This window comes from Caulobacter segnis (assembly GCF_019931575.1).
Lineage (GTDB): Bacteria > Pseudomonadota > Alphaproteobacteria > Caulobacterales > Caulobacteraceae > Caulobacter > Caulobacter segnis_C.
This window is the reverse complement of record NZ_CP082923.1, coordinates 1,406,203-1,427,308: the sequence shown is the minus strand read 5'-3', so window position 1 is coordinate 1,427,308 and position 21,106 is coordinate 1,406,203. Positions and strand designations below refer to the sequence as shown.

At 68.7% G+C, this 21,106-nt stretch carries 12 protein-coding genes; 3 read left to right on the top strand and 9 right to left on the bottom strand.

What is annotated here, in order from left to right; translation table 11 throughout:
• Nucleotides 1–76: 76 nt before the first annotated feature.
• From K8940_RS06590 to K8940_RS06575, 4 genes are all read right to left on the bottom strand, one after another.
• Nucleotides 77–7,486, bottom strand: coding sequence for an ice nucleation protein (locus tag K8940_RS06590; RefSeq protein ID WP_223393967.1), 7,410 nt, complete (start codon nucleotides 7,484–7,486; stop codon nucleotides 77–79).
• A gap of 380 nt (nucleotides 7,487–7,866) precedes the next feature.
• Nucleotides 7,867–10,179 carry a glycoside hydrolase family 3 N-terminal domain-containing protein gene (locus tag K8940_RS06585; protein WP_223393965.1) on the bottom strand — a complete coding sequence of 771 codons (2,313 nt, stop codon included), beginning with the start codon at nucleotides 10,177–10,179 and terminating at the stop codon, nucleotides 7,867–7,869.
• Nucleotides 10,180–10,266: 87 nt separating this feature from the next.
• A complete protein-coding gene (locus K8940_RS06580) occupies nucleotides 10,267–11,613 on the bottom strand; it encodes a dicarboxylate/amino acid:cation symporter (RefSeq protein WP_223393963.1) in 1,347 nt (448 codons plus the stop codon).
• A 107-nt stretch (nucleotides 11,614–11,720) separates the two neighbouring features.
• A complete protein-coding gene (locus tag K8940_RS06575; protein WP_223393961.1) occupies nucleotides 11,721–12,515 on the bottom strand; it encodes a DUF2306 domain-containing protein in 795 nt (264 codons plus the stop codon).
• Between the two features lie 122 nt (nucleotides 12,516–12,637).
• Between K8940_RS06575 and K8940_RS06570 the strand changes: the two genes are divergently transcribed.
• Nucleotides 12,638–13,651 (top strand): AraC family transcriptional regulator, encoded by a 1,014-nt coding sequence (locus tag K8940_RS06570; RefSeq protein ID WP_223393959.1) that lies wholly within the window; start codon nucleotides 12,638–12,640, stop codon nucleotides 13,649–13,651.
• Here the strand turns inward: K8940_RS06570 and K8940_RS06565 are convergent.
• Nucleotides 13,648–14,772: an HlyD family secretion protein gene (locus K8940_RS06565; protein WP_223393957.1), complete on the bottom strand. Its 1,125-nt coding sequence runs from the start codon at nucleotides 14,770–14,772 to the stop codon at nucleotides 13,648–13,650. The genes K8940_RS06570 and K8940_RS06565 overlap by 4 nt on opposite strands.
• The gene (locus K8940_RS06560) at nucleotides 14,769–15,362 is read right to left on the bottom strand and encodes a TetR/AcrR family transcriptional regulator (RefSeq protein ID WP_223393955.1); all 594 of its coding nucleotides are present in this window, start codon (nucleotides 15,360–15,362) and stop codon (nucleotides 14,769–14,771) included. The genes K8940_RS06565 and K8940_RS06560 overlap by 4 nt, the downstream gene beginning before the upstream one ends.
• A 63-nt stretch (nucleotides 15,363–15,425) precedes the next feature.
• Between K8940_RS06560 and K8940_RS06555 the strand changes: the two genes are divergently transcribed.
• Nucleotides 15,426–17,006 (top strand): DHA2 family efflux MFS transporter permease subunit, encoded by a 1,581-nt coding sequence (locus tag K8940_RS06555; protein WP_223393953.1) that lies wholly within the window; start codon nucleotides 15,426–15,428, stop codon nucleotides 17,004–17,006.
• 89 nt (nucleotides 17,007–17,095) lie between these two features.
• On the opposite strand, the gene K8940_RS06550 is transcribed toward K8940_RS06555, so the two are convergent.
• Entirely contained in the window at nucleotides 17,096–18,451 is a 1,356-nt protein-coding gene (locus K8940_RS06550) for a sugar MFS transporter (protein WP_223393951.1), read from the bottom strand.
• Between the two features lie 212 nt (nucleotides 18,452–18,663).
• Here K8940_RS06550 and K8940_RS06545 point away from each other — a divergent pair, with 212 nt between their 5' ends.
• Complete coding sequence (locus K8940_RS06545; protein WP_223393949.1) at nucleotides 18,664–18,831, top strand: hypothetical protein; 168 nt, start codon at nucleotides 18,664–18,666, stop codon at nucleotides 18,829–18,831.
• On the opposite strand, the gene K8940_RS06540 is transcribed toward K8940_RS06545, so the two are convergent.
• Together K8940_RS06540 and K8940_RS06535 are read right to left on the bottom strand one after the other, a co-directional pair.
• Nucleotides 18,801–20,702, bottom strand: a complete 1,902-nt coding sequence (locus K8940_RS06540; RefSeq protein ID WP_223393947.1) for a hypothetical protein — start codon at nucleotides 20,700–20,702, stop codon at nucleotides 18,801–18,803. The genes K8940_RS06545 and K8940_RS06540 overlap by 31 nt on opposite strands.
• The gene (locus K8940_RS06535) at nucleotides 20,699–21,106 is read right to left on the bottom strand and encodes a GtrA family protein (protein ID WP_223393945.1); all 408 of its coding nucleotides are present in this window, start codon (nucleotides 21,104–21,106) and stop codon (nucleotides 20,699–20,701) included. Before K8940_RS06535 ends, K8940_RS06540 begins: the two co-directional genes overlap by 4 nt.

The following is a 21,106-nucleotide window of genomic DNA, read 5'->3' as shown; positions in this document are numbered from 1 at the left end:
CCGAGAAGCGGTCCGCCGCCCGCGCGGTAAGCGCGAGCGGCGAGTCTGGCGTCTAGATCCCGGAGCGCGCCCCGGATCAGGTCACCTTCAGGTACGAAGCGATCTGATCGTCGCTCAGGCTCTGCACCTGGCTGGCGGTCAGGGCGTTGGCCTGGGTCGTGGACATCGACTCGATGTTGGTGGTCGAGAGATAGTCCAGCTGGGTCGAGGTCAGGCCGGACAGCTGCGAGGCTTGCAGTTGGCCGATCTGGGTCGTGCTCAGCGTGGCCACCACCGTCGTCGAGAGCGCGCCGAGCTGGGTGCTCGCCAGCGACGCGATCTGGGTGTCGGCGAAGTCGGCCACGTCGGTCGCGGACAGGCCCTTCAGCTGCGTCGCCGTCAGACCCTTGACCTGGGTCGTCGAGAGCGCGGCGGTCTGGGTGGCGTCCAGGCTCGAGAGGTTGGTCGCCGATAGGGCCGCCAGCTGCAGGATGCTCAGCGCCGCGATCTGGGTGTCGACGAACTGTCCGACATCCCCGGCGGTCAACGCCGCCAGCTGGGTCGTGGCGATGCCCTTGACCTGGGTGGAGTTCAGCGCCGCGATCTGGGTGCTGTCCAGGGTCGAGAACGCCGTGGTCGAGAGCGCGCCCAGCTGGGCGCCGCTGAGAGCGCCGATCTGGGTGGTCGACAGCTGCGCCGCCTGGGTCGTGGCCAGGGCGGTGATCTGCGAGTTGGTCAGCGCGCCCACCTGGGTGTCGGCGAGTTCGCCGATGTCGGTGGTCGACAGACCCTTAACCTGGTCGCTCGTCAGGGCCTTGACCTGGGTGGTGGTCAGGGCGCCCGTCTGCGTGGCGCTGAAGGCCGACAGGTTGGTCGTCGACAGCGCGTTCAGCTGGGCGGTGGTCAGGGCGGAGATCTGGGTCGCGCCCAGCTCACCGATGTCCGTCGTCGTCAGCGCCTTGATCTGATCGGTCGACATGCCCTTGATCTGCGTCGCCGACAGGATCGCGACCTGGGTCTGGCTCAGGGCCGAGAAGCCGGTCGTCGACAGCGAGCCGATCTGGGCCGCCGACAGGGCGCCAACCTGGGTGTCGGCCAGTTCGCCGATGTCCGTGGACGTCAGACCCTTCAGCTGAGCCGCCGTCAGACCCTTGATCTGCGTGGCGTTCAGCGTCGCGACCTGGGTGGCGTCCAGGTTCGAGAACCCGGCGGGCGTCATGCCCGCCAGCTGGGTCGAGCTGAGCGCCCCCACCTGCGTATCCGCCAGGGCGGCGATGTTGGTGGAGGTCAGGCCGGCCATCTGGCTGGCCGTCAGACCCTTGATCTGGGTCGTCGACAGCGCGCCGATCTGGGTGTCGTTCAGCAGGCTGATGTTGGTCGACGAGATCGCCCCGAGCTGGGTCGATGTCAGGCCGCCGATCTGGGTGGTCGACAGTTCCTGCACCTGGGTCGAGGCCAGGGCGCCGATCTGGGCCGCCGAGAGCGCGCCGATCTGGGTCGACGACAGCTCGTCGATATCCGTGACCGACAGGCCCTTCAGCTGCGTGGCGTTCAGCGCCTGGATCTGGGTGTTCGCCAGCGCCGCGACCTGGGTGTTGTTCAGGGCCGAGACATTGGTCGCCGACAGTTGCTTCAGCTGATCCGCGGTCAGGGCCGAGATCTGCGTGGCCGAGAACTCGGCGACGTCAGTCGTGGTCAGCGCGGCGATCTGGCTGGTCGCCAGGCCCTTGATCTGCGTCGCCGTCAGCGTCGCCACCTGGGTCTGGTTCAAGGCCGAGAAGCCGGTCGGGGTCAGAGCCGCCAGCTGCGTGCCCGCCAACGCGCCGACCTGGGTGTCGGCCAGTTCGCCGATGTCGGTCGTCGTCAAGTTCTTCAGCTGGCTGACGGTCAGACCCTTCATCTGGGTCGTCGACAGCGCGGCGGTCTGGGTCGCGTTCAGCGCCGAGAAGGACGTGGCGTTCAGCGCGCCGAGCTGGGTCGCCGTCAGGGCGCCGACCTGGGTGTCGGCCAGTTCGCCGACGTCCGTCGTGCTCAGAGCAACCAGTTGCGAGGTCGTCAGGCCCTTGATCTGGGCGCCCGACAGGGCGCCGACCTGGGTGGCGTCCAGAGCCGAGAAGGCCCCGGCCGTCAGCGCGCCAACCTGGGTCGGCGTCAGAGCGCCGATCTGGGTGGTCGACAGCTGCGCTGCCTGGGTCGTGGCCAGCACGCCCAGCTGGGCGCTCGTCAGGGCGCCGATCTGGGTGTCGGCCAGTTCGCCGATGTCGGTCGTCGACAGACCCTTGATCTGGTCGTTCGTCAGGCCCTTGACCTGGGTGACCGTCAGCGCGGCCGACTGCGTGCCCGACAGGGCCGACAGGTTGGTCGTCGACAGGTTCTTGATCTGATCAGCGGTCAGCGCGCCAATCTGGGTGTCGGCCAGTTCGCCGATGTCCGTCGTCGTCAGGTTCTTCAGCTGGTCGGCCGTCAGACCCTTGATCTGGGCCGTCGACAGCGAACCCACCTGAGTGGCGTTAAGCGCCGAGAAGCCCGTGGTCGAGAGCGCGCCGACCTGAGCGGCCGTCAGAGCGCCGACCTGGGTGGTCGACAGCTCGCCGACGTCGGTCGTCGTCAGAGCCTTCAGCTGGCCGGTCGTGACCCCCTTGATCTGGGTCTCGTTCAGCGCGGCGACCTGCGTCTGGTTCAGCGCCGAGAAGGCGGAAGTCGACAGGTTGCCCAGCTGGGTCGCCGACAGCGCGCCGACCTGGGTGTCCGCCAGGTTGCCGATGTTGGTCGTCGACAGGACCTGGACCTGGGCGTTCGACAGGCCCTTGACCTGGGTGGTCGACAGCGCGCCGATCTGCGTCGCGTTCAGCAGCGGCAGGTTGGTGGTCGAGATCGCCGAGATCTGAGAGGCCGAGAGACCGCCGATCTGGGTGGTCGACAGCTCCTGCACCTGGGTCGAGGCCAGGGCGCCGATCTGGATGGCCGACAGCCCGCCGATCTGGGTCGACGACAGCTCGTCGATGTCGGTGACCGACAGACCCTTCAGCTGGGTGGCCGTCAGGGCGCCGATCTGCGTGTTGCTGAGAACCGAAACCTGGGTTTCGGACAGGGCCGAGACGCTGGCCGCCGACAGGTTCTTCACCTGATCGACCGTCAGAGCGCCGATCTGGGTCGTCGACAGCTCGCCGACATCGGTCGTCGTGAGGTTCTTCAGTTGGTCAGCCGACAGGCCCTTGATCTGGGTCGTCGACAGCGACCCCACCTGGGTCTGGCTCAGGGCCGAGAAGCCCGTGGTCGACAGCGCGCCGATCTGCGAGGCGCTGAGGGCGCTGACCTGCGTCGTCGACAGCTCGCCGACGTCGGTGGTCGTCAGGTTCTTCAGCTGCGTGACCGTCATGCCCTTGACCTGGGTCTCGCTCAGCGCGGCGACCTGGGTCTGGTTCAGGGCGGAGAAGCCGGTGATCGACAGCGCGCCCAGTTGGGTCGCCGTCAGGGCCCCGACCTGGGTGTCGGCCAGCTCGCCGATGTCGGTCGTCGTCAGGCTCTTCAGCTGGTCGGTCGTCAGGCCCTTGATCTGGGTCGCGCTCAGCGCGCTGACCTGGGTGGCGTCCCAAGCCGAGAACTTGGTCGCGCCGATCGCCCCGATCAGGGTCGAGCTCAGACCCGAGATCTGGGTCGTGGTCAGGTCCTGCACGTTCAGCGAGGCCACCTGGGCCGCCGACAGCGCGGCCACCTGGGTGTCGGCCAATTCGCCGATGTCCGTCGTGCTCAGGCCAGCGATCTGCTGGGTGGTCAGGGCCTTGACCTGCGTGACCGTCAGAGCCGCCGATTGAGTTGCGTCCAGGGCCGACAGGTTGGTGGCCGAGAGGTTCTTGATCTGATCGGCGCTGAGAGCCCCGATCTGGGTCGACGACAGCTCGGCGACGTCGGTGGTCGTCAGGCTCTTGATCTGGTCAGCCGTGACCCCCTTGATCTGGGCCGCCGACAGGGCGCCGACTTGGGTCTGGCTCAGGGCCGAGAAGCCGGTCGTCGACAGCGCGCCGATCTGGGCGGTCGACAGGGCCGACAGCTGGGTCGTCGACAGTTCGCCAATGTCGGTTGTCGTCAGGGCCTTCAGCTGACTCGTCGAGACACCCTTGATCTGGGTTTCGCTGAGCGCGGCGACCTGGGTCTGGTTCAGGGCCGAGAAGCCGGCCGAGGACAGATTGCCCAGCTGGGTCGCGGACAGCGCCCCGATCTGGGTGTCGGCCAGATTGCCGACGTTGGTGGTCGTCAGGCCCGCCAATTGGCTGTTGGTCAGCCCCTTCAGCTGGGTCGTCGTCAGGGCGCCCAGTTGCGTGGCGTCCAGCAGGCTGATGTTGGTCGAGCTGATCGCGCTGATCTGGGTCGACGTCAGGCCGCCGATCTGGGTGGTCGACAGCTCCTGGACCTGGGTCGAGGCCAGGGCGCTCAGTTGGCCCGCCGAGAGCGCGCCGATCTGGGTCGACGACAGCTCGTCGATGTCGGTGGTCGACAGACCCTTCACCTGCGTCGCGTTCAGCGCCTGGATCTGGGTGTTGCTCAGGGCCGCGACCTGGGTCTGGTTCAGGGCCGAAATGTTGGCGGCCGACAGGTTCTTGACCTGGTCGGCGGTCAGGGCGCCGACCTGGGTGTCGGCCAGCTCGCCGATGTCGGTGGTCGTCAGACCCTTGATCTGATCGGCCGTCAAACCCTTGATTTGCGTGGTCGAAAGAGCCGCCGACTGGGTGCTGTTCAAGGCCGAGAGGCCGGTCGACGACAGGAAGCCGACCTGGGCGGCCGACAGCGCGCCGATCTGGGTGTCGGCCAGTTCGCCGATATCCGTCGTCGTCAGGTTCTTCAGCTGCGACTGCGTCAGACCCTTGACCTGGGTCGTCGACAGCGCGCCGACCTGGGTGGCGTCAAGCGCCGAGAAGGCCGTCTGCGACAGGGCGCCGACCTGGCTCGAGGACAGGGCTGCGATCTGGGTCGTGGCCAGTTCGCCGACATCGGCGGCCGACAGCGCGCCGATCTGGGCGCTGGTCAGACCCTTGACCTGGGTCTCGCTCAGGGCGGCGACCTGGGTGGCGTCCAGGGCCGAGAAGTTGGCCGCCGAGAGCGACCCCACCTGCGTGGCGGTGAGCGCGCCGATCTGCGTGGTCGACAGAGTCTTGACGTTGGTCTGGTTCAGCGCGGCGATCTGAGAGGTCGCCAGCGAGCCGATCTGGGTGGCGGCCAGCTCACCGATGTCGGTGGTCGTCAGATTCTGCAGCTGGACCGTCGTCAGGCCCTTCAGCTGGGTCGACGTCAGGGTCGCGACCTGGGTCTGGCTCAGGGCCGAGAAGCCCGTCGTCGACAGCTGACCCAGCTGGGTCGCCGTCAGGGCCTGGACCTGCGTATCGGCCAGTTCGCCGATGTCGGTGGTCGTCAGATTCTTCAGTTGGTCGGCCGTCAGGGCCTTGACCTGCGTCGTCGTCAGGGCGGCGGTCTGGGTCGCGTTCAGCGCCGAGACGCTGCCCGCCGTCAGAGCGCCGATCTGGGCGGTCGTCAGCGAGGAAAGCTGGGTCGTCGACAGCTCACCAATGTCGGTGGTCGTCAGGCTCTTCAGCTGGTTGGCGGTCAGACCCTTGACCTGGGTCTCGCTCAGCGCCGCGACCTGGGTCTGGTTCAGGGCCGAGAAGCCGGTCGTCGACAGGGCGCCCAGCTGGCTCGCCGACAGGGCGCCAATCTGAGTGTCGGCCATGTTGCCGATGTTCGTCGTGGTCAGGCCAAGCAGCTGGCTGCTGGTCAGACCTTTCAATTGGGTCGTCGAAAGGGCGCCCGTCTGCGTGGCGTCCAGCAGGGTGACGTTGGTCGAGCTGATCGCGCCGATCTGGGTCGACGTCAGGCCGCCGATCTGGGTGGTCGACAGCTGCTGCACCTGGGTCGAGGCCAAGGCGTTGACCTGAGCGGTCGTCAGAGCGCCCAGCTGGGTCGACGACAGCTCGCCGATGTCGGTGGTCGACAGCCCCTTCACCTGCGCGGTGGTCAGCGCGGCGATCTGGGTATTGGCCAGGACGCCGACCTGGGTCTGGTTCAGGGCCGAAACGTTGGCCGCCGACAGATTCTTGACCTGATCGGCCGTCAGGGCCGCGATCTGGGTATCGGCCAGCTCGCCGATGTCGGTGGTGGTCAAACCCTTGATCTGGTCGGCCGTCAAGGCCTTGATCTGGGTCGTCGACAGGGCCGCGACCTGGGTCTGGCTCAGGGCCGAAACGTTGGCGGAGCTGACATTGGCCAGTTGCGCGCCGGTCAAGGCCGAGATCTGGGTCGTCGCCAGTTCACCGACGTCGGTGCTCGTCAGGGCCTTCAGTTGGCTGGCCGAAATCCCCTTGACCTGGGTTTCGCTCAGCGCCGCCACCTGCGTGGTGCTCAGCGCCGAGAAGGCCGTGGTGTTCAGCGCGCCCACTTGAGCGGCGCTGAGCGCGCCCACCTGCGTGGTGGCCAGTTCGCCGATGTCGGTGGCGTTCAGGGCGGCCACCTGCTGGGTGGTCAGGCCCTTGATCTGGGTTTCGGTCAGCGAGCCGACCTGGGTGGCGTCCAGGGCCGAGAAGGCCGCGGTCGTCAGCGCGCCCACCTGCGTCGCCGACAGGGCGCCAAGCTGGGTGGTCGAAAGTTGCGCGGTCTGGGTCGTGGCCAGGGCGGCCAGTTGCGAGTTGCTCAGCGCGCCAAGCTGCGTGCCGGCCAGTTCGCCGATGTCGGTGGTCGTCAGGCCCTTGAGCTGGTCGACCGTGACGCCCTTCAGCTGGGTCGTCGTCAGGGCTTGGACCTGCGTATCGGCCAGGGCCGAGAAGTTGGCCGGCGTCAGCGAGCCGACCTGGGCGGCCGAAAGCGCGCCGACCTGCGCGGCCGACAGCTCGCCGACGTCGGTGGTCGAGAGGCTCTTGATCTGGCTGGTGGTCAGGGCGGCGATCTGGGTCGTGCCGAGCGCGGAGACCTGGGTGCCGTCCAGCGCCGAGAGCGCGGCGTTGCTGAGCGCGGCCAGGCGATCGCCGGAAAGGGCGGCGACTTGGGTGCCGGCGAGCTCGCCGATGTCGGTGGTCGTCAGGCCCTTGGCTTGAGCGACGGTCAGGCCCTTGACCTGGGTCTCGGACAGGGTCGCGACCTGCGTATTGACCAGGCCCGAGAAGTTGGTCGCCGACAGCGCCCCGATCTGGGTCGAGCTGAGGACGGCGATGTGCGAGGTGTCGAGCGCCGCCAGCTGGGTGGAGGTGAGCGCGGAGACCTGATTAGTCGAAAGCTGCTGCAGCTGCGTGACGTCGAAGGTCACCGAAGTGGCGAACTTCGGGATCTGGGTCGCGGTGAGCGCCTTGACCTGCGTCGTGCTGAGAGCGGCGACCTGGGTGTCGGCGAGCGCGCCGATACCCGTCGCGCTGATCGCGGCGATCTGCGTCCCATTCAGGGACTGGATGTCCGTCGTCGACAGGCCCTGGATCGCGGTGATCGAGAGGGCCGTGATCTGCGCGGCGGAGAGACTCGAGATCGCCATACATTCATCCTTGCTGATGAACGCGCCCTTACGCGCGTCCGGAGCAACATGAAGACGCCCCCCCAAACGCGAGCGCCTCAATCTAGCCACACTACGGCCCGACCGACGTAACCCTATTTCCTTTCCAAGACGTTTCAACGAGACATGCGGCCGCAGACCAGATGCGTGCGCCCGCCCGCCCGGAAGGGCCGACGTTACGGAACCTGAAATCCCGAAAAATCGTTACAAGACAAGGGCGGCTGGTAATCTTTAGAGACACGGCGCCTATGCCTGCCGAACCAAGATTCACCCAATAGGCGACTAATGCAGAGAGTCTTCGAAGGCTTTATTTCGCTGATCGAGGGCGATTGCGGCGGCGCTCGCGATTCGCGACACCCTCTCTACCCAGCCGGGAGCAGTTCGAACTCGGCCGCCAAGCCGTCCACCGAGGAGTTGGCGATCCAGACGTCGAAGACGCCCGGCTCGACGAGCCAGTAGTCGTTGTCGCCGACGAACATCAGGTTCTCGCGCTTCAGCTCGAACCGCACCTCGCGCTCGCTCCCGGGAGCCAGGGACACGCGCTGGAAGCCCTTCAGCTCGCGGACCGGCCGGGTGCGGCTGGCGACGCGGTCGCGAATGTAGAGCTGCACGACGTGCTCGCCATGCAGCTCGCCGGTGTTCCTGACCTTGGCGGTCACGTGCAGCGTCTCGTTCCACGCCAGGCGCGAGGTGGACAGCTTCATGTCCGTGACGTCGAAGCGCGTGTAGGTCAGGCCGAAACCGAACGGATAGAGCGCGTCATTGCGGATCGAGCGCCAGCGGGCCTTGTATTCCTGCCCGTTCGGATCGGCGGGCGCCGGGCGACCCGTGGTGCGACCGTTGTAGAAGAACGGCTCCTGACCGCTGTCGATCGGGAAGCTGACCGGTAGGCGGCCCGAGGGGTTCACGGTCCCGAACAGCACGTCGGCCACCGCATTGCCCATCTCGCTGCCCAGGAACCAGGTCGCCAGGATGGCCGGCGCGTCGCGGACGACGCCCTCCAGCTGGAGGGCGCGGCCGTGGCGCAGCAGGACGACCACCGGCTTGCCCGTGGCGGCGACAGCCTCGGCCAGACGCATCTGGACCGGGGGGATGCGGATGTCGGTGCGCGACTTGGCCTCGCCCGTCATGTCCTGGCTCTCGCCGATGGCCAGGAGGACGATATCCGCGCCCTGCGCCGCGGCCACGGCGCGCTCGAAGCCGCCGGCGATCATGGCCTCGACATCGCAGCCGCGCTCGACGATCAGGCTGGCCGGATCGGCCAGTTGGGCGCGCAGGCCGCTCGCCAGGTCGACGTTCAGGCGGCGGTCGGCGAAGAAGCCGCCCCACGCGCCCAGCACGTTGTCGCGGTCGTCGGCGAATGGACCGATCAGCGCCAGGCGCTTGCCGGCCTTGGGCAGGGGCAGCAGCGCCCCGCCGTTCTTCAGTAGGTCGTTCTTCAGCAGCACGATCGAGCGCGCGCCCGCCTCGCGGCTCAGGGCCCGCATCGCCGGCGTGGCGGTGTGGTAGGCCTCGGCCTTGGGATCCAGCGAGCGGTAGGGATTGTCGAAGAGGCCGATCGCCTCCTTCAGCGCCAGCACCCGGCGCACGGCCGCGTCGACCACCGCCACCGGCACCGCGCCCGAGGCGACCAGTTCCGGCAGGTAGCGGATGTAGAGGCCGCTCTGCATACTGATGTCGACCCCGGCCAGGATGGCCAGGCGCGCGGCGTCGCGGTCGTCGGCGGCGAAACCGTGGGCCACCAGTTCCTGGTCGGCCGTGTAGTCCGAGATGACGACGCCCTTGAAGCCCCACTCCCCGCGCAGCAGATCGGTCAGCAGACGCTTGTTGGCCGTGGCCGGGACGCCGTTCACATCATTGAAGGCCGACATCACGGTCATGGCCCCGGCGGCGAACGCGGCCTGGAACGGCGGCAGGTGCACTTCGCGCAAGGTGGCTTCCGAGAGTTCGACCGAATTGTACTCCAGGCCCGCCGTCACCGCGCCATAGGCGGCGAAGTGCTTGGGCGTGGCCAGCATGCTGTCGTCGGCCTTGAGATCCTTGCCCTGGAAGCCGCGCACCCGGGCGGCGGCCAGCACCTCGCCCAGGAAGACGTCCTCGCCCGAGCCCTCGGCCACCCGGCCCCAGCGCTGGTCACGGGCGACGTCGACCATCGGCGCGAAGGTCCAGTGCAGGCCCGAGGCGGTGGCCTCGATCGCGGCGGCCCGGGCGGTGCGCTCGGCCAGATGCGGGTCGAAGCTGGCGGCCTCGGCCAGCGGGATCGGGAACACGGTGCGGAAGCCGTGGATCACGTCGGCGGCGAACAGCAGCGGGATCCGCAGGCGCGAACCCTCGATCGCGGCCCGCTGGGTCTCGAGCGCGGCCTGGGCCCCTACCCCGTTCATCAGCACGCCGATCCGGCCCGCCTTGATCTCGGCGGTCAGGGTCTGGGCGTTGCGGATGTTGACCAGCGGATTCATGTCGCCGATCGGCGGACGGATCATGTCGGCGAAGCACGACAGCTGGCCGGCCTTCTCCTCGATCGTCATCTGGGCCAGCAGGCCCTCGACGCGATCGGAAGCGCGAGCGAAGGCGCGCGGGGTCGCCACGGCCAGGCCGGCCAAGGCCGCAGCGCCGGACAGGAAGGCGCGTCGGCTGGCCCCGGCGGGGGCGCCGCCCGTCGTCTTCAAAGTCATGGAATCCCCCGGGGACGCTTTCACAAGGCCGGCAAAATTGCCGCTAAAGCGCCCCCTGGCAACCAACTTAGGCGTAACGGCGCTCGACTATTCGGCGGGGTGCAGGGTCGCCTCGGCCGGAACGCGAGCGGCGTTGTAGACGTCCAGATCCAGGATCCCTTCCCGCTTGGCCACGATGGTCGGGACCAGGGCCTGGCCGGCGACGTTCACGGCGGTGCGACCCATGTCCAGGATCGGGTCGATGGCCAGCAGCAGGCCCGCGCCCTCCAGCGGCAGGCCCAGGGTCGACAGGGTCAGGGTCAGCATCACCGTCGCGCCCGTCAGGCCCGCGGTGGCGGCCGAGCCGATTACCGAGACGAAGACGATCAGGAAATAGTCCGACCAGCCCAGGTGCACGCCGAAGAACTGGGCCACGAAGATCGCCGAGATCGCCGGATAGATCGCCGCGCAGCCGTCCATCTTGGTGGTCGCGCCGAACGGCACGGCAAAGGCGGCGTAGGCGCGCGGCACGCCCAGGCTGGTCTCGGTCACGGCTTCAGTCACCGGCAGGGTGCCGACCGACGAGCGCGAGACGAAGCCCAGCTGGATCGCCGGCCAGGCGCCCTGGAAGAACTTCACGGGGTTCAGGCCGTTCAGGGCCAGGATGGTCGGGTAAACGACCAGCAGCACCAGGGCCAGGCCGATGTAGATCGCTCCGGTGAAGGCGCCCAGCTGGCCCAGCGTGGTCCAGCCGTACTGGGCCACGGCGTTGCCGAACAGGCCGACCGTGCCGATCGGCGTCAGGCGGATCACCCACCACAGCACCTTGCGCACGATCGCCAGGGCCGAGGCGTTGAACTTCAGGAAGGCCTCGCCCGCCTCGCCGACCTTGAGGGCCGCGACGCCGGTGACCAGCGAGATGACCACGATCTGCAGCACGTTGAACGACAGCGAGGTCGAGGCCGCGCCGGCGTCCGAGATCTTGGTCGAGGCGGCCAGGCCCAGGATGTTGCCAGGGACCAGGCCCGTCAGGAAGTCCAGCCAGGAACCGTGGGTCTTCGGCGCCTTGGCGGCGGCGGCCTCGACCGTGGTGTGCAGGCCCGGCTGCAGGATCAAGCCCAGCGCGATGCCGATCAGCACCGCGATCAGGGCGGTGACCGCGAACCAGAACAGGGTGCGCCAGACCAGGCGGGCGGCGTTCTGCAGCTGGGCGATGTTGGCGATCGAGGCGACGATGGCCGTGAACACCAGCGGCGGCACCAGGACCCGCAGCAACTGGACGAAGATCGAACCGATCTGGTGCAGGGTCTCGGCCAGGGCGTAGCCCGCCTGGCCTTCCGCCGGTCCCAGGTTGCGCGCCAAGAGGCCCAGGCCCAAACCAAGGGCCATGGCGACCAGGACCTGGCTCCCGAACCCGCTGATGAAGCGGCTGCTCTTGGACGGTGCGGCGGCCATGCTCGGTTCCTCGAAAAACTGAGCGTTTAATGTCGTGTCCCGCGCTGGGAATTACGACCGCGACTTTCCTAAACACCCCCTCAGGAAAACTGAAACGGCCGCTGTGCCTAAAGACGTGGCAGCCACATCCCGACGATGGCGAAGAGCCCGCCGGCCGCCGTCGCCAGCGCGACCGCCGCCATGCCGCCGGCCATGGCGAACTTGGCGAAGGTCCCGCCCCGGTCACGGGCCAGCAGATAGAGCTCCAGGATCGCCGGCGGCCCCAGCACATGGGCGAAGGCCAGGAAGATGTCGAACGGACCATTGAACGCATCGGTGTGCCCGACGGGTCCACGGTTGGCGACGAACCACAGCATCATGCCCAAGCGATAGAAGAACACGCCCAGCATCAGCACGAAGGCCCGCAGCGCCCAGCGCCGATGGACGTCGAAACGCCGCTTCCGAGCGAACCGCAGGGCCTGGGCCGCGCAGACCATCAGCAACACCGCGTTCAGCGTGTTGCCGACCGCCATGTACGTCCCGGCCACCGCCCCGCGCGTGAAGGCGATGAAGAGACCCGAGCCGGCGATGGCGAAGGCCACGGCGACGAATAGTCTTCCGTTCCAGCGATGGAAGGCCGGCGCCCTGGCCCGGATAGCCGGGACCAGCTGCATCGCGCCCAGGAAGGTGACGAACACCGCCAGCAGCAGGTGGACGCCCAGCGCCAGGTTGCCGGCCGCGTCGCCGGGATTGTAGCCGTGGCCGGCGGGCAGCACGACGTTCCAGCGCTCCCAGTCGCCAGTCGCCGCGCCGACGCCGTACAGGGCGACGATATAGATCCCGAAGGCCCAGAGCCCCGCGACCAGGGCGGCGAACCAGGCGGCGGCCGAGACGCTCAGCGCCCGGGCGGCGGTCTTTTCCATGTCAGTACTCGTTCGATCGACGCATCCCTCGACCACAAGGCTTAGGGCCGCGCCCGCCCGATCGGCCATGACGCGCGGCGCCACGAACTTGACCCTGGCGATCACGCTGCTACCGCTCGGGCATGGGTAGCGTGCAGACGCAGGCGACGGTGTCGGGCGGGTTCTTCAGAGCCCTGCTGGAGTTCGCCGTGTCGCTGGGCGCGGACCGGGACGCGCTGCTGGCGGGCGCCGGCGTCGCGCCGGACGCTTTCGCCGATCAGGACGCCCGCGTGCCGCTGGCGGCCTACAAGGCCCTCTATCGGACGGGCGAGATCCTGACCGGCGACCCGGCCCTGCCCCTGAAGTTCCCCGAGGCCACGCGCTTCGAGCAGATCTCGATCGTCGGCCTGATCTGCCAGTCCGCCGACACCATGGGCGGGGCGCTGAAGCAGCTGAACCGCTTCTCGCGCCTGGTGGTCGAGGTCGACGGCGTCTCGGACGGCCCGCGCTTCCAGCTGGTCCCGCGCGAGGACGGCCTGTGGCTGCAGGACCGCTGCGCCGTGGAGGACTTCCCCGAACTGGTCGAGGCGGCGCTGGCGCGCTTCACCTGCGAGATGGCCCGGCACTATCCGGAGTTCACGTTCGTGCTGGCGGCGCACCTCAAGCGCCAGCGCCCGGCCCATGCGGCCGAATACGAACCGATCCTGCGCGCGCCGGTGACCTTCGGCGCGGCCTGGAACGCCCTGAAGATCGAGCCCGCCTGGCTGAACCTCGCGATCCACCGGCCCAACCGCTACGCCTTCGGCATGTTCAACAGCCACGCCGACGCGCTGCTGAAGAGCCTGGAGGACTCCAAGACCACGCGCGGCCGGGTCGAGGCGCTGCTGATCCCCCTGCTCCACACCGGCGAACTGGCCATGGACGATGTCGCGCGGGCCCTGGGGCTGTCACGCCAGACCCTCTATCGCCGCCTGAAGGCCGAGGGCGTAAGCTTCGAGCAGGTGCTGGACGCCCTGCGCCAGCGGATGGCCGAGGCCTATCTGGAAAAGCTGTCGGTCAACGAGACCGCCTATCTGGTCGGCTTTTCCGAGACCAGCGCCTTCTCCCGCGCCTTCAAGCGCTGGACCGGCGCCAGCCCGCGCGGCCGCAAAGGCTAGTCTTTCAGCCTCACCTTCACGGTCGTCGACAGGCCGGGCCGCAGGCGGGCGACGTCGGCTTGACCCGGGTCGATGCGGATGCGCACCGGCACGCGCTGGACGATCTTGGTGAAGTTGCCCGTGCCCGGCTCGAACGGCAGCAGCGAGAACTGCGAACCCGAGCCGGGCGCGAAGCTCTCGACATGGCCCTTCAGCACCTTGCCGCCCAGAGCGTCGACCTTGATCGCCGCCGTCTGACCCGGAAGCATCCGTTCGACCTGGGTCTCCTTGAAGTTGGCGACCACGTAGAGGGCCTTCACCGGCACGATGGTCATCAGCCGCGTGCCGGGCTGGACGTAGTCGCCCGGCTCGGCCTGGCGATCGCCCACGACGCCGTCGATCGGCGAGACGATGACCGTATGCGCCTGGTCCTGGCGGGCCAGCACCAAAGCGGCGCGTGCGCGGGCCACCGCGGCCTCGGCCTGGGCCAGGTTGGCCGAGAGGGTAGCGCGCTTGGCGGCGGTGACGGCGGCCTGGTCTTCGCTGACGGCCAGCTGGGCGCGGCTGCGCTCGGCGGCCGACTGGGCCCCGACGGCGGCGGCGCGGAAGCGCTCGACGTCACGCCGGGCCACCGCGCCACTGTCGGCGAGGTCCTCGTAGCGCTTGCGGTCGGCCTGGGCGCGGACGTTTTCCGCGTCGGCGGCGGCGATGGCGGTCCGCGCCGCGCGGATGTTGGAACCGGCCAGACGCTGCTCGGCGTCCAGAGAGATCAGGGCCGCGCGGGCGCTGGCGGCGGCGGCCTCGGCGTTGGCGATGTCGGCGTCGGCCGAGGCGACGCGGGCGTCGAACTCCTCAGGGTCGATGCGGACCAGCGGGTCGCCGCGCCTGACGACCTGGTTGTGCCCGACCAGCACCTGGGCGACGAGGCCCCGCACCTTGGGGGCGACGCTGGAGCTGTCGGCCTGCAGATAGGCCGCGTCGGTCGAGACAGAGCTCTTGGGCATGGCGATCAGCGCCGCGCCGCCGGCGGCCACGGCGATCGCCCCGCCCACCGCCAGCACGGTCTTGCGCGAGAATGGCGCCTTGCGGACCTTGGCGGCGGGGGCCTCGACGAGCCCCTCCTTGAACGTGGCGTCGGTCATTGGGCGGCCTCCAGGTCGAGGCGGCGCTTCAGATGCGCGCGCGAGCGTTCGAGAATGGCGTCGGAGCGGCCAGGATCGGGCTCGGCCCGAGCCAGGGTCAGGGCCCCGACCAGTTCGGCCAGGGTCGAGCTGGCCTCGTCCTCGGCGTGGTCGCGCCCCAGGGCGGCCAGGTGTGTGGCGATGATCCCGGTCAGGTGGGCCACGCCCTTGGCATAGCGCTCGCGCGAAGTCTCCGACAGGCGCGGCGCGTCCACCGCCAGGTACGGCAGCGGGCAGCCGCCCGAGCGCGTGTCACGGTGGCGGGCCGACAGGTAAAAGTCGATGTAGCCGGTCAAGGCCTCGCGCGGCGGCGCGCCCTTGATCTTTTCCAGCATGACCGTCGGTCCGCCCTCGAACATGTGGGCGATGGCTTCCGCGACGAACGCCTCCTTCGACGGGAAGTGGGCGTAGAAGCCGCCGTGCGTCAGGCCCGCGCGGGCCATGACCCCGGCCACGCCCAGACGGTGCGGCCCGTCCTCGCGAATGGCCTTGGCGGCCTCGTCCAACACCTTCTGGCGGGTGCGCGCCTTGTGCTCGTTGTCGTAGCGCATCTTGCGGCCTCGATTACATGACGCATATAATATTATGGCCATCATACTTTCAAGGGGCGCCCCATGGCGGACCAGCTGCCGATCGACCCGGGCGCCCTGCCCACGCGCACCAAGTTCCTGATCTTCGCGGTGATGGCCTTCGGCCAGTTCATGGCCCTGATCGACATCCAGATCGTCGCCGCCTCGCTGAACAGCGTGCAGGCGGGCCTCTCGGCCGGACCGGACGAGATCAGCTGGGTGCAGACCGGCTACCTGATGGCCGAGCTGGTGATGATCCCGTTCGCGGCCTTCCTGGCCCAGGCGATGTCGACGCGGTGGCTGTTCGCCCTGTCGGCCGGGCTCTTCACCCTGTCGTCGGCCCTGTGCGGCATGGCCTGGGACATCGACTCGATGATCCTGTTCCGGGTGCTGCAGGGCTTCACCGGCGGGGCGATGGTGCCGACCGTCTTCGCCACGGGCTTCGCCATGTTCTCGGGACCGCAGCGGGCGATGATCCCGGCGATCCTGGGCATGGTCTCGGTGCTGGCCCCGACCCTGGGCCCCACGGTCGGCGGCTGGCTGACCGACGCCGTCGGCTGGCGCTCGATCTTCTACATCAACATCGTCCCCGGCGCCCTGGTCACCCTGTTGGCGATCGGCGTCATTAAGGTCGACCGGCCCAAGCTGTCGATGCTGAAGACCATCGACTACTCCCACCTCGTGGCCATGGCCGTCGCCCTGGGCGGGCTGGAATATGTGCTGGAGGAAGGTCCGCGAAAGCAGTGGTTCGAGGACTCCGGCATCGCCATCGCCGCCTGGGTGACGCTGGTGGCCTTCGCCCTCTTCATCGAGCGCTCGTTCCGGTCGGGCGGACCGATCGTGCGGCTGTCGCCATTCCGCAAGCCGACCTTCGCCTTCGCCTGCCTGTTCAACCTGGTGATCGGCTTCGGGCTCTATGCCTCGACCTATCTGATCCCCGTGTTCCTGGGCCGGGTGCGCGGCTACGACAGCCTGGAGATCGGCACGACGGTCTTCGTCACGGGCATCGCCCAGATCCTGTCGACGGTGATCGCCGCGCGCCTGTCCACGCGCGTGGATCCGCGCATCGTCGTCAGCGTGGGCCTGACCCTGTTCGCCACCGCCCTGTGGCTGACCTCGCACATGACCAGCGAGTGGGGCTTCATGGCCCTGCTGGGCCCGCAGGCTCTGCGCGGCTTCGCCATCATGCTGTGCATCGTGCCCAGCGTGACCCTGGCCCTGGGCGGCTTCGAGATGGCCGAGCTGCGCTACGCCTCGGGCCTGTTCAACCTGATGCGTAACCTGGGGGGAGCCATTGGCATTGCGGTCGTCAACACCTGGCTGGGCGACAACGCCCGCATCCACGCCGCCCGCTTCGGCGAGGCCCTGGGCGAGGGCGGCCGCTCCGGGACGGAGGCGTTGTCCGCCCTCGCCGCCCGCATCGCCGAGCGCACGCCCGACGCGGCCCAGGCGGCGCTGATCATGCAGGGCGAGCTGGCCAAGGTGGTCGGGCGCGAGGCCCTGACCCTGGCCTTCAACGACGTCTTCCGGGTGATGGCGGTGCTGTTCCTGGCGGCCCTGGTCATGGCCCCGTTCTGCAAGCCCCCGCCCCTGGCCGGCGCCAAGCCGCCGCCGGATGCTCACTGAAAAGGACGCGCACTGACGACAAAAAAACCCCGGGAGGACGGACCTCCCGGGGGCGCTTGCAGGTAGTTCCTTGAAAGTCCTGGGAAGGCTTAGTGGCCGCCGGCCACGCCTTCCTCGATCTCGTGCGTCGGGGCCTTCTTGGCCACGATCGCGAACCACAGGACGTAGACGTAGCAGACCAGCGGGGCGATGAAGCCCATCGAGATCGAGCCGGTCAGCTCCTCGATCTTGGCGAAGGCCAGCGGCAGGAAGGCGCCGCCGACGATGGCCATGCACAGCAGGCCCGAGGTCGCCGAGGTCGGCGCCGAGGAGCGTTGCAGGGTCAGGGTGAAGATGGTCGGGAACATGATCGAGTTGAACAGGCCGATCAGCAGGGCCGCGAAGGCCGGTATCAGGCCGGTCGTCACCGGGGCCGAGGCCAGCAGCAGGTTCACCGTGCCGGCGTGCGCGGTCGGGGTCATGTCCTTGGTCAGGATCACCACCAGGCTCAGGGCGATGGCGCCGACGGCCACCAGAGCCAGCAGGAAGTAGTCCTTGAACACCTTCAGCAGGGCCGAGCCGCTGAAGCGGCCGATCATGGCGAAGACCATGTAGAAGGTGGTCAGCTTGCCCGCCTGCTCCGACGGGATGTCCAGGATGCGGGTCTGCTCCAGGAACAGCAGCAGGTGCAGCGAGATCGCCACCTCGGCGCCGACATAGAGGAAGATGCCGATCGCGCCCAGGTTCGCCCACTTCGAGGTCAGGGCGGTGAAAGGATTGACCAGGTGACCGGTCTTCGGCGCGGCGTCGGTGATCTTCTGGCGGACCAGGAAGATCAACAGGATGAACAGGGCCAGGCCCACGCCGATGGCGAAATAGACGTTCGAGACGAAGCCCAGGGCCTGCTCGCGCAGGACATCGGTGATCACGATGTCCTTCTTGAAGATGTCGCCCTTCAGCAGGAAGTTGGCGCCGAACCACAGGCCGCAGGCCGCGCCCAGCGAGTTGAAGGCCTGCGACAGGTTCAGGCGGAACGAGGACTCCTCGGGCTTGCCCATCGAGGCGATCAGCGGGTTGGCGGCCACCTGCAGCAGGGTGACGCCCGAAGCCATCACGAACAGGCCGACCAGGAACACGCCGAACACGTGCAGCTTGGCGGCCGCGATGGCGATGAAGCAGCCCGCGACGATGCCGCTCAGCCCCACCATCACCGACTTGGCGTAGCCGAACTTGGACAGGAACGCCGCCGACGGCAGCGACATGATTCCGTAGGCGATGAAGAAGGCGAAGCCGGTCAGGCTGGCCTCGACGGGGGTCAGCGTGAAGACCGTCTTGAAGGTCTTCAGCAGCGGATCGAGCAGGTTGGTGACGAGGGCCCAGATGAAGAACAGGCAGGTCACATAGACGACGGCCAGCTTGACGCCGTTGCCCTTGGTCGTGGATTTCGCGATCGCGGCGTCGGTCATCGGCCGACACCTGCGAGGTTGAACTTCAGCACCGCAATCACTGCACCACTCCCTAGTGACGATATTCGTGAGTCCGTCTTTGCGCGGACGCGACATTCACCGGAAGCGTGACAACGTTGTCAACCAATTAGATTACTTTTGGCCGTCTGGAAGCGCTGCCAGCGGAACCGAAACGCCTCCCCGTCGCTAAGTCGAACGAACAGGAGATGACGATGTCGGTTGTGGCGATCCTGGTGATTTCGAGCTTCTTCGTGCTGGCGGCGATGGTCGGCCTGGCCGACGCCTTCGTGCACTTCGTCTTCTGGAGCATCGGCCGCCTGACCGCGCGCGAAGCCGCCGCCGAACCGGTTCAGCCGCCGGCGCAGGGAATCACCGCGTAGCGGCTGGCCGTCAGCCAGCCCTCATCGACACGATACACGAACGCCGCCTTCGGCACCCAGTCGAGCGCGCCGAGCGCCGGATCGACCGGCATGTCGTTCCAGCGCGCCCAGATGATCCAGGCCGGCGCGTCCGGCGCGGCGCAGAAGGCCCTGACGCGATCGGGTCGCGGCCGCGCCGGCCGCTTGGGCTCGAGGGTCAGGCCTCGCATCCAGTCGTCGCCGACCAACCCCGCGGCCTTCAGGCGCTCGGCGCGATCCCACAGCTTCAGGGCCAAGGGCCGAGAGAAGACGACGCCGGCGCTCTGCACCTTGCTGGACCAGCCGGGTCGCCCCAGCAGCGTCCAGGGCTCGACATCGCCGACCAGCCACAGCACCTCCCCCTGCCGCGCGGCGGTCATGGCCACCAGCGCCGGATCCCTGCCAGCGTCGCGGGCCTTCACGAAGTCGGAACGGTCGTCCCAAGACAGCGCCGCCGCGAGGCCGACGGCGGCGGTCAGCGCCACACGGACGACGACGGGCGGCGCCGACCAGCCGCGCGCCAACCAGACTCCGAGCGCCAGGGCCAGGACCAAGCCGGGCAGTTCGCTGCTCCAGATGACACTCTGGCTGAAGCCCCAGGCCGGCGACGTCTGCGCCAGCGTCCTGGCCAGGGCCAAGCCGCGAAGCGCGCCATCGCCGGCCGCCCCCACGACCAGCAGGACCATCGCCACGCCGGAGAACAGCGCCGGACGGCTGAAGCGGATCTTGTCGCCCGCCAGCACGAACAGCAGACCGACCGGCGCGGTCAGCAGGCCCAGGTTCGCGACGTCGCGGAACATCCAGGCCACGCCCAGAAAGGCCAGGCCCAGCAAGCCCGAGGGCCCGCGCCTGGGCAGCTCGAAAGCCAGTAGGGCCAGGCTCGCGACGGCCAGGACGGAGACGGGCTGCAACATCCGCCAGCTCTGCGCCTGGAGGAACAGCAGCAGCGAAAGCCAGTCGCCCAGCACCGCCACGACCGCGACGCCCGCGACACCGGCGATCAGCGCGCCCAGCGCGAGGCGGCGAGGCGCGTCCTTCAGCAGACAGGCCGCCGCCGCCAGGGTGCAGAGGTGGACGGCCAGACGGCCCCAGGTCTCGGCCGGCCACAGCGACGGGAAGAGGATCGGACTGCGCGCCTCGACCACCGCCCGCCAGACGGGGTCCATCACGGTGACGATGCGATCGGCCAGCGGCAGGCGCAGCAGCCCCGCCACGGTGACCGCCGCGATCGCCGCCAGCCCCGCCCAGAGCCAGCGGCGATCCTCGAGGCAGAGTGCGAAGGCGATGGCCGCCGCCGAGCACAGCCCCATGATCGGATGGAACAGCATGCCGGGTACGCAGGCCGCCAGGCCCAGCACCCGGCGTCCGGACAAATAGATCGCCATGCCCGCGAAGCCGGCCGCCTCGGCCAGGGCGCGCGGCGTGGCGTAAGGCTCGCCGAAGCCGATGACGTCCAGCGGGCCGTACAGCGACGGCAGCGTCGCGGCGAAGACCAGCGCCGTCCAGCGAACGGCCGGCGGCCGCTCGGCCAGCAGGTGTTCGATCATCAAGGCCAGGGCCGCGAACCATAGGACGAGCGTGACTGCAACGATCGCCATCGCCCCGGCCGACAAGCCCAGGGCGTGTATCAACCGGGCCAGCATCGGGGTGTAGAGGCTGAAGCCGAACTGGCCGTCATGCACGAACAGCAGGTCCCGCCCCACCCCGCCAGGATCCAGCTTGGCCAGGGCGTCGGCGACATAGAGGCGACCGTCGTGGCGCACGCCCTGATAGGGCCGGCTCAGCAGGAACAGACCGAAGGCGGCCAGCAGGCCCAGCCCGCGTCCGCCGACGAAGCGGTCCAACCGGCTCAAGGCTGGACGGCGGTCGGGGCGCGGAAGAGCAGCGCCCGGCGGACGGCGAAGTTGAACACGAAGACGATCCCGGCGGTCGGGATCTTGGCCAGGCCCGGCGACATGCGGAACATCTCCACCCACAGGGCCATCAATCCCTGAGTCAGGGCCAGGCCCGCAAGGCCCACGCCGAAAAAGCCGATGAATTCACGCCGTCGGTCGACGATCGGGCGGTGACGGAACACCACCGAGACCGAGAGCAGATAGGTGACGCCGATGCCGCTGGCGAAGCCCGTCGCCGAGGCGACCAGATAGTTCACGCCGAACCGGGTCAGGAGCAGCAGCAGGCCCCAGTCGACGCCCAGCGCCAGGGCGCTGGCCATGCCGTAGAGCACGAGCTCGCGCAGCCCCCCAGAAAGCCCCAT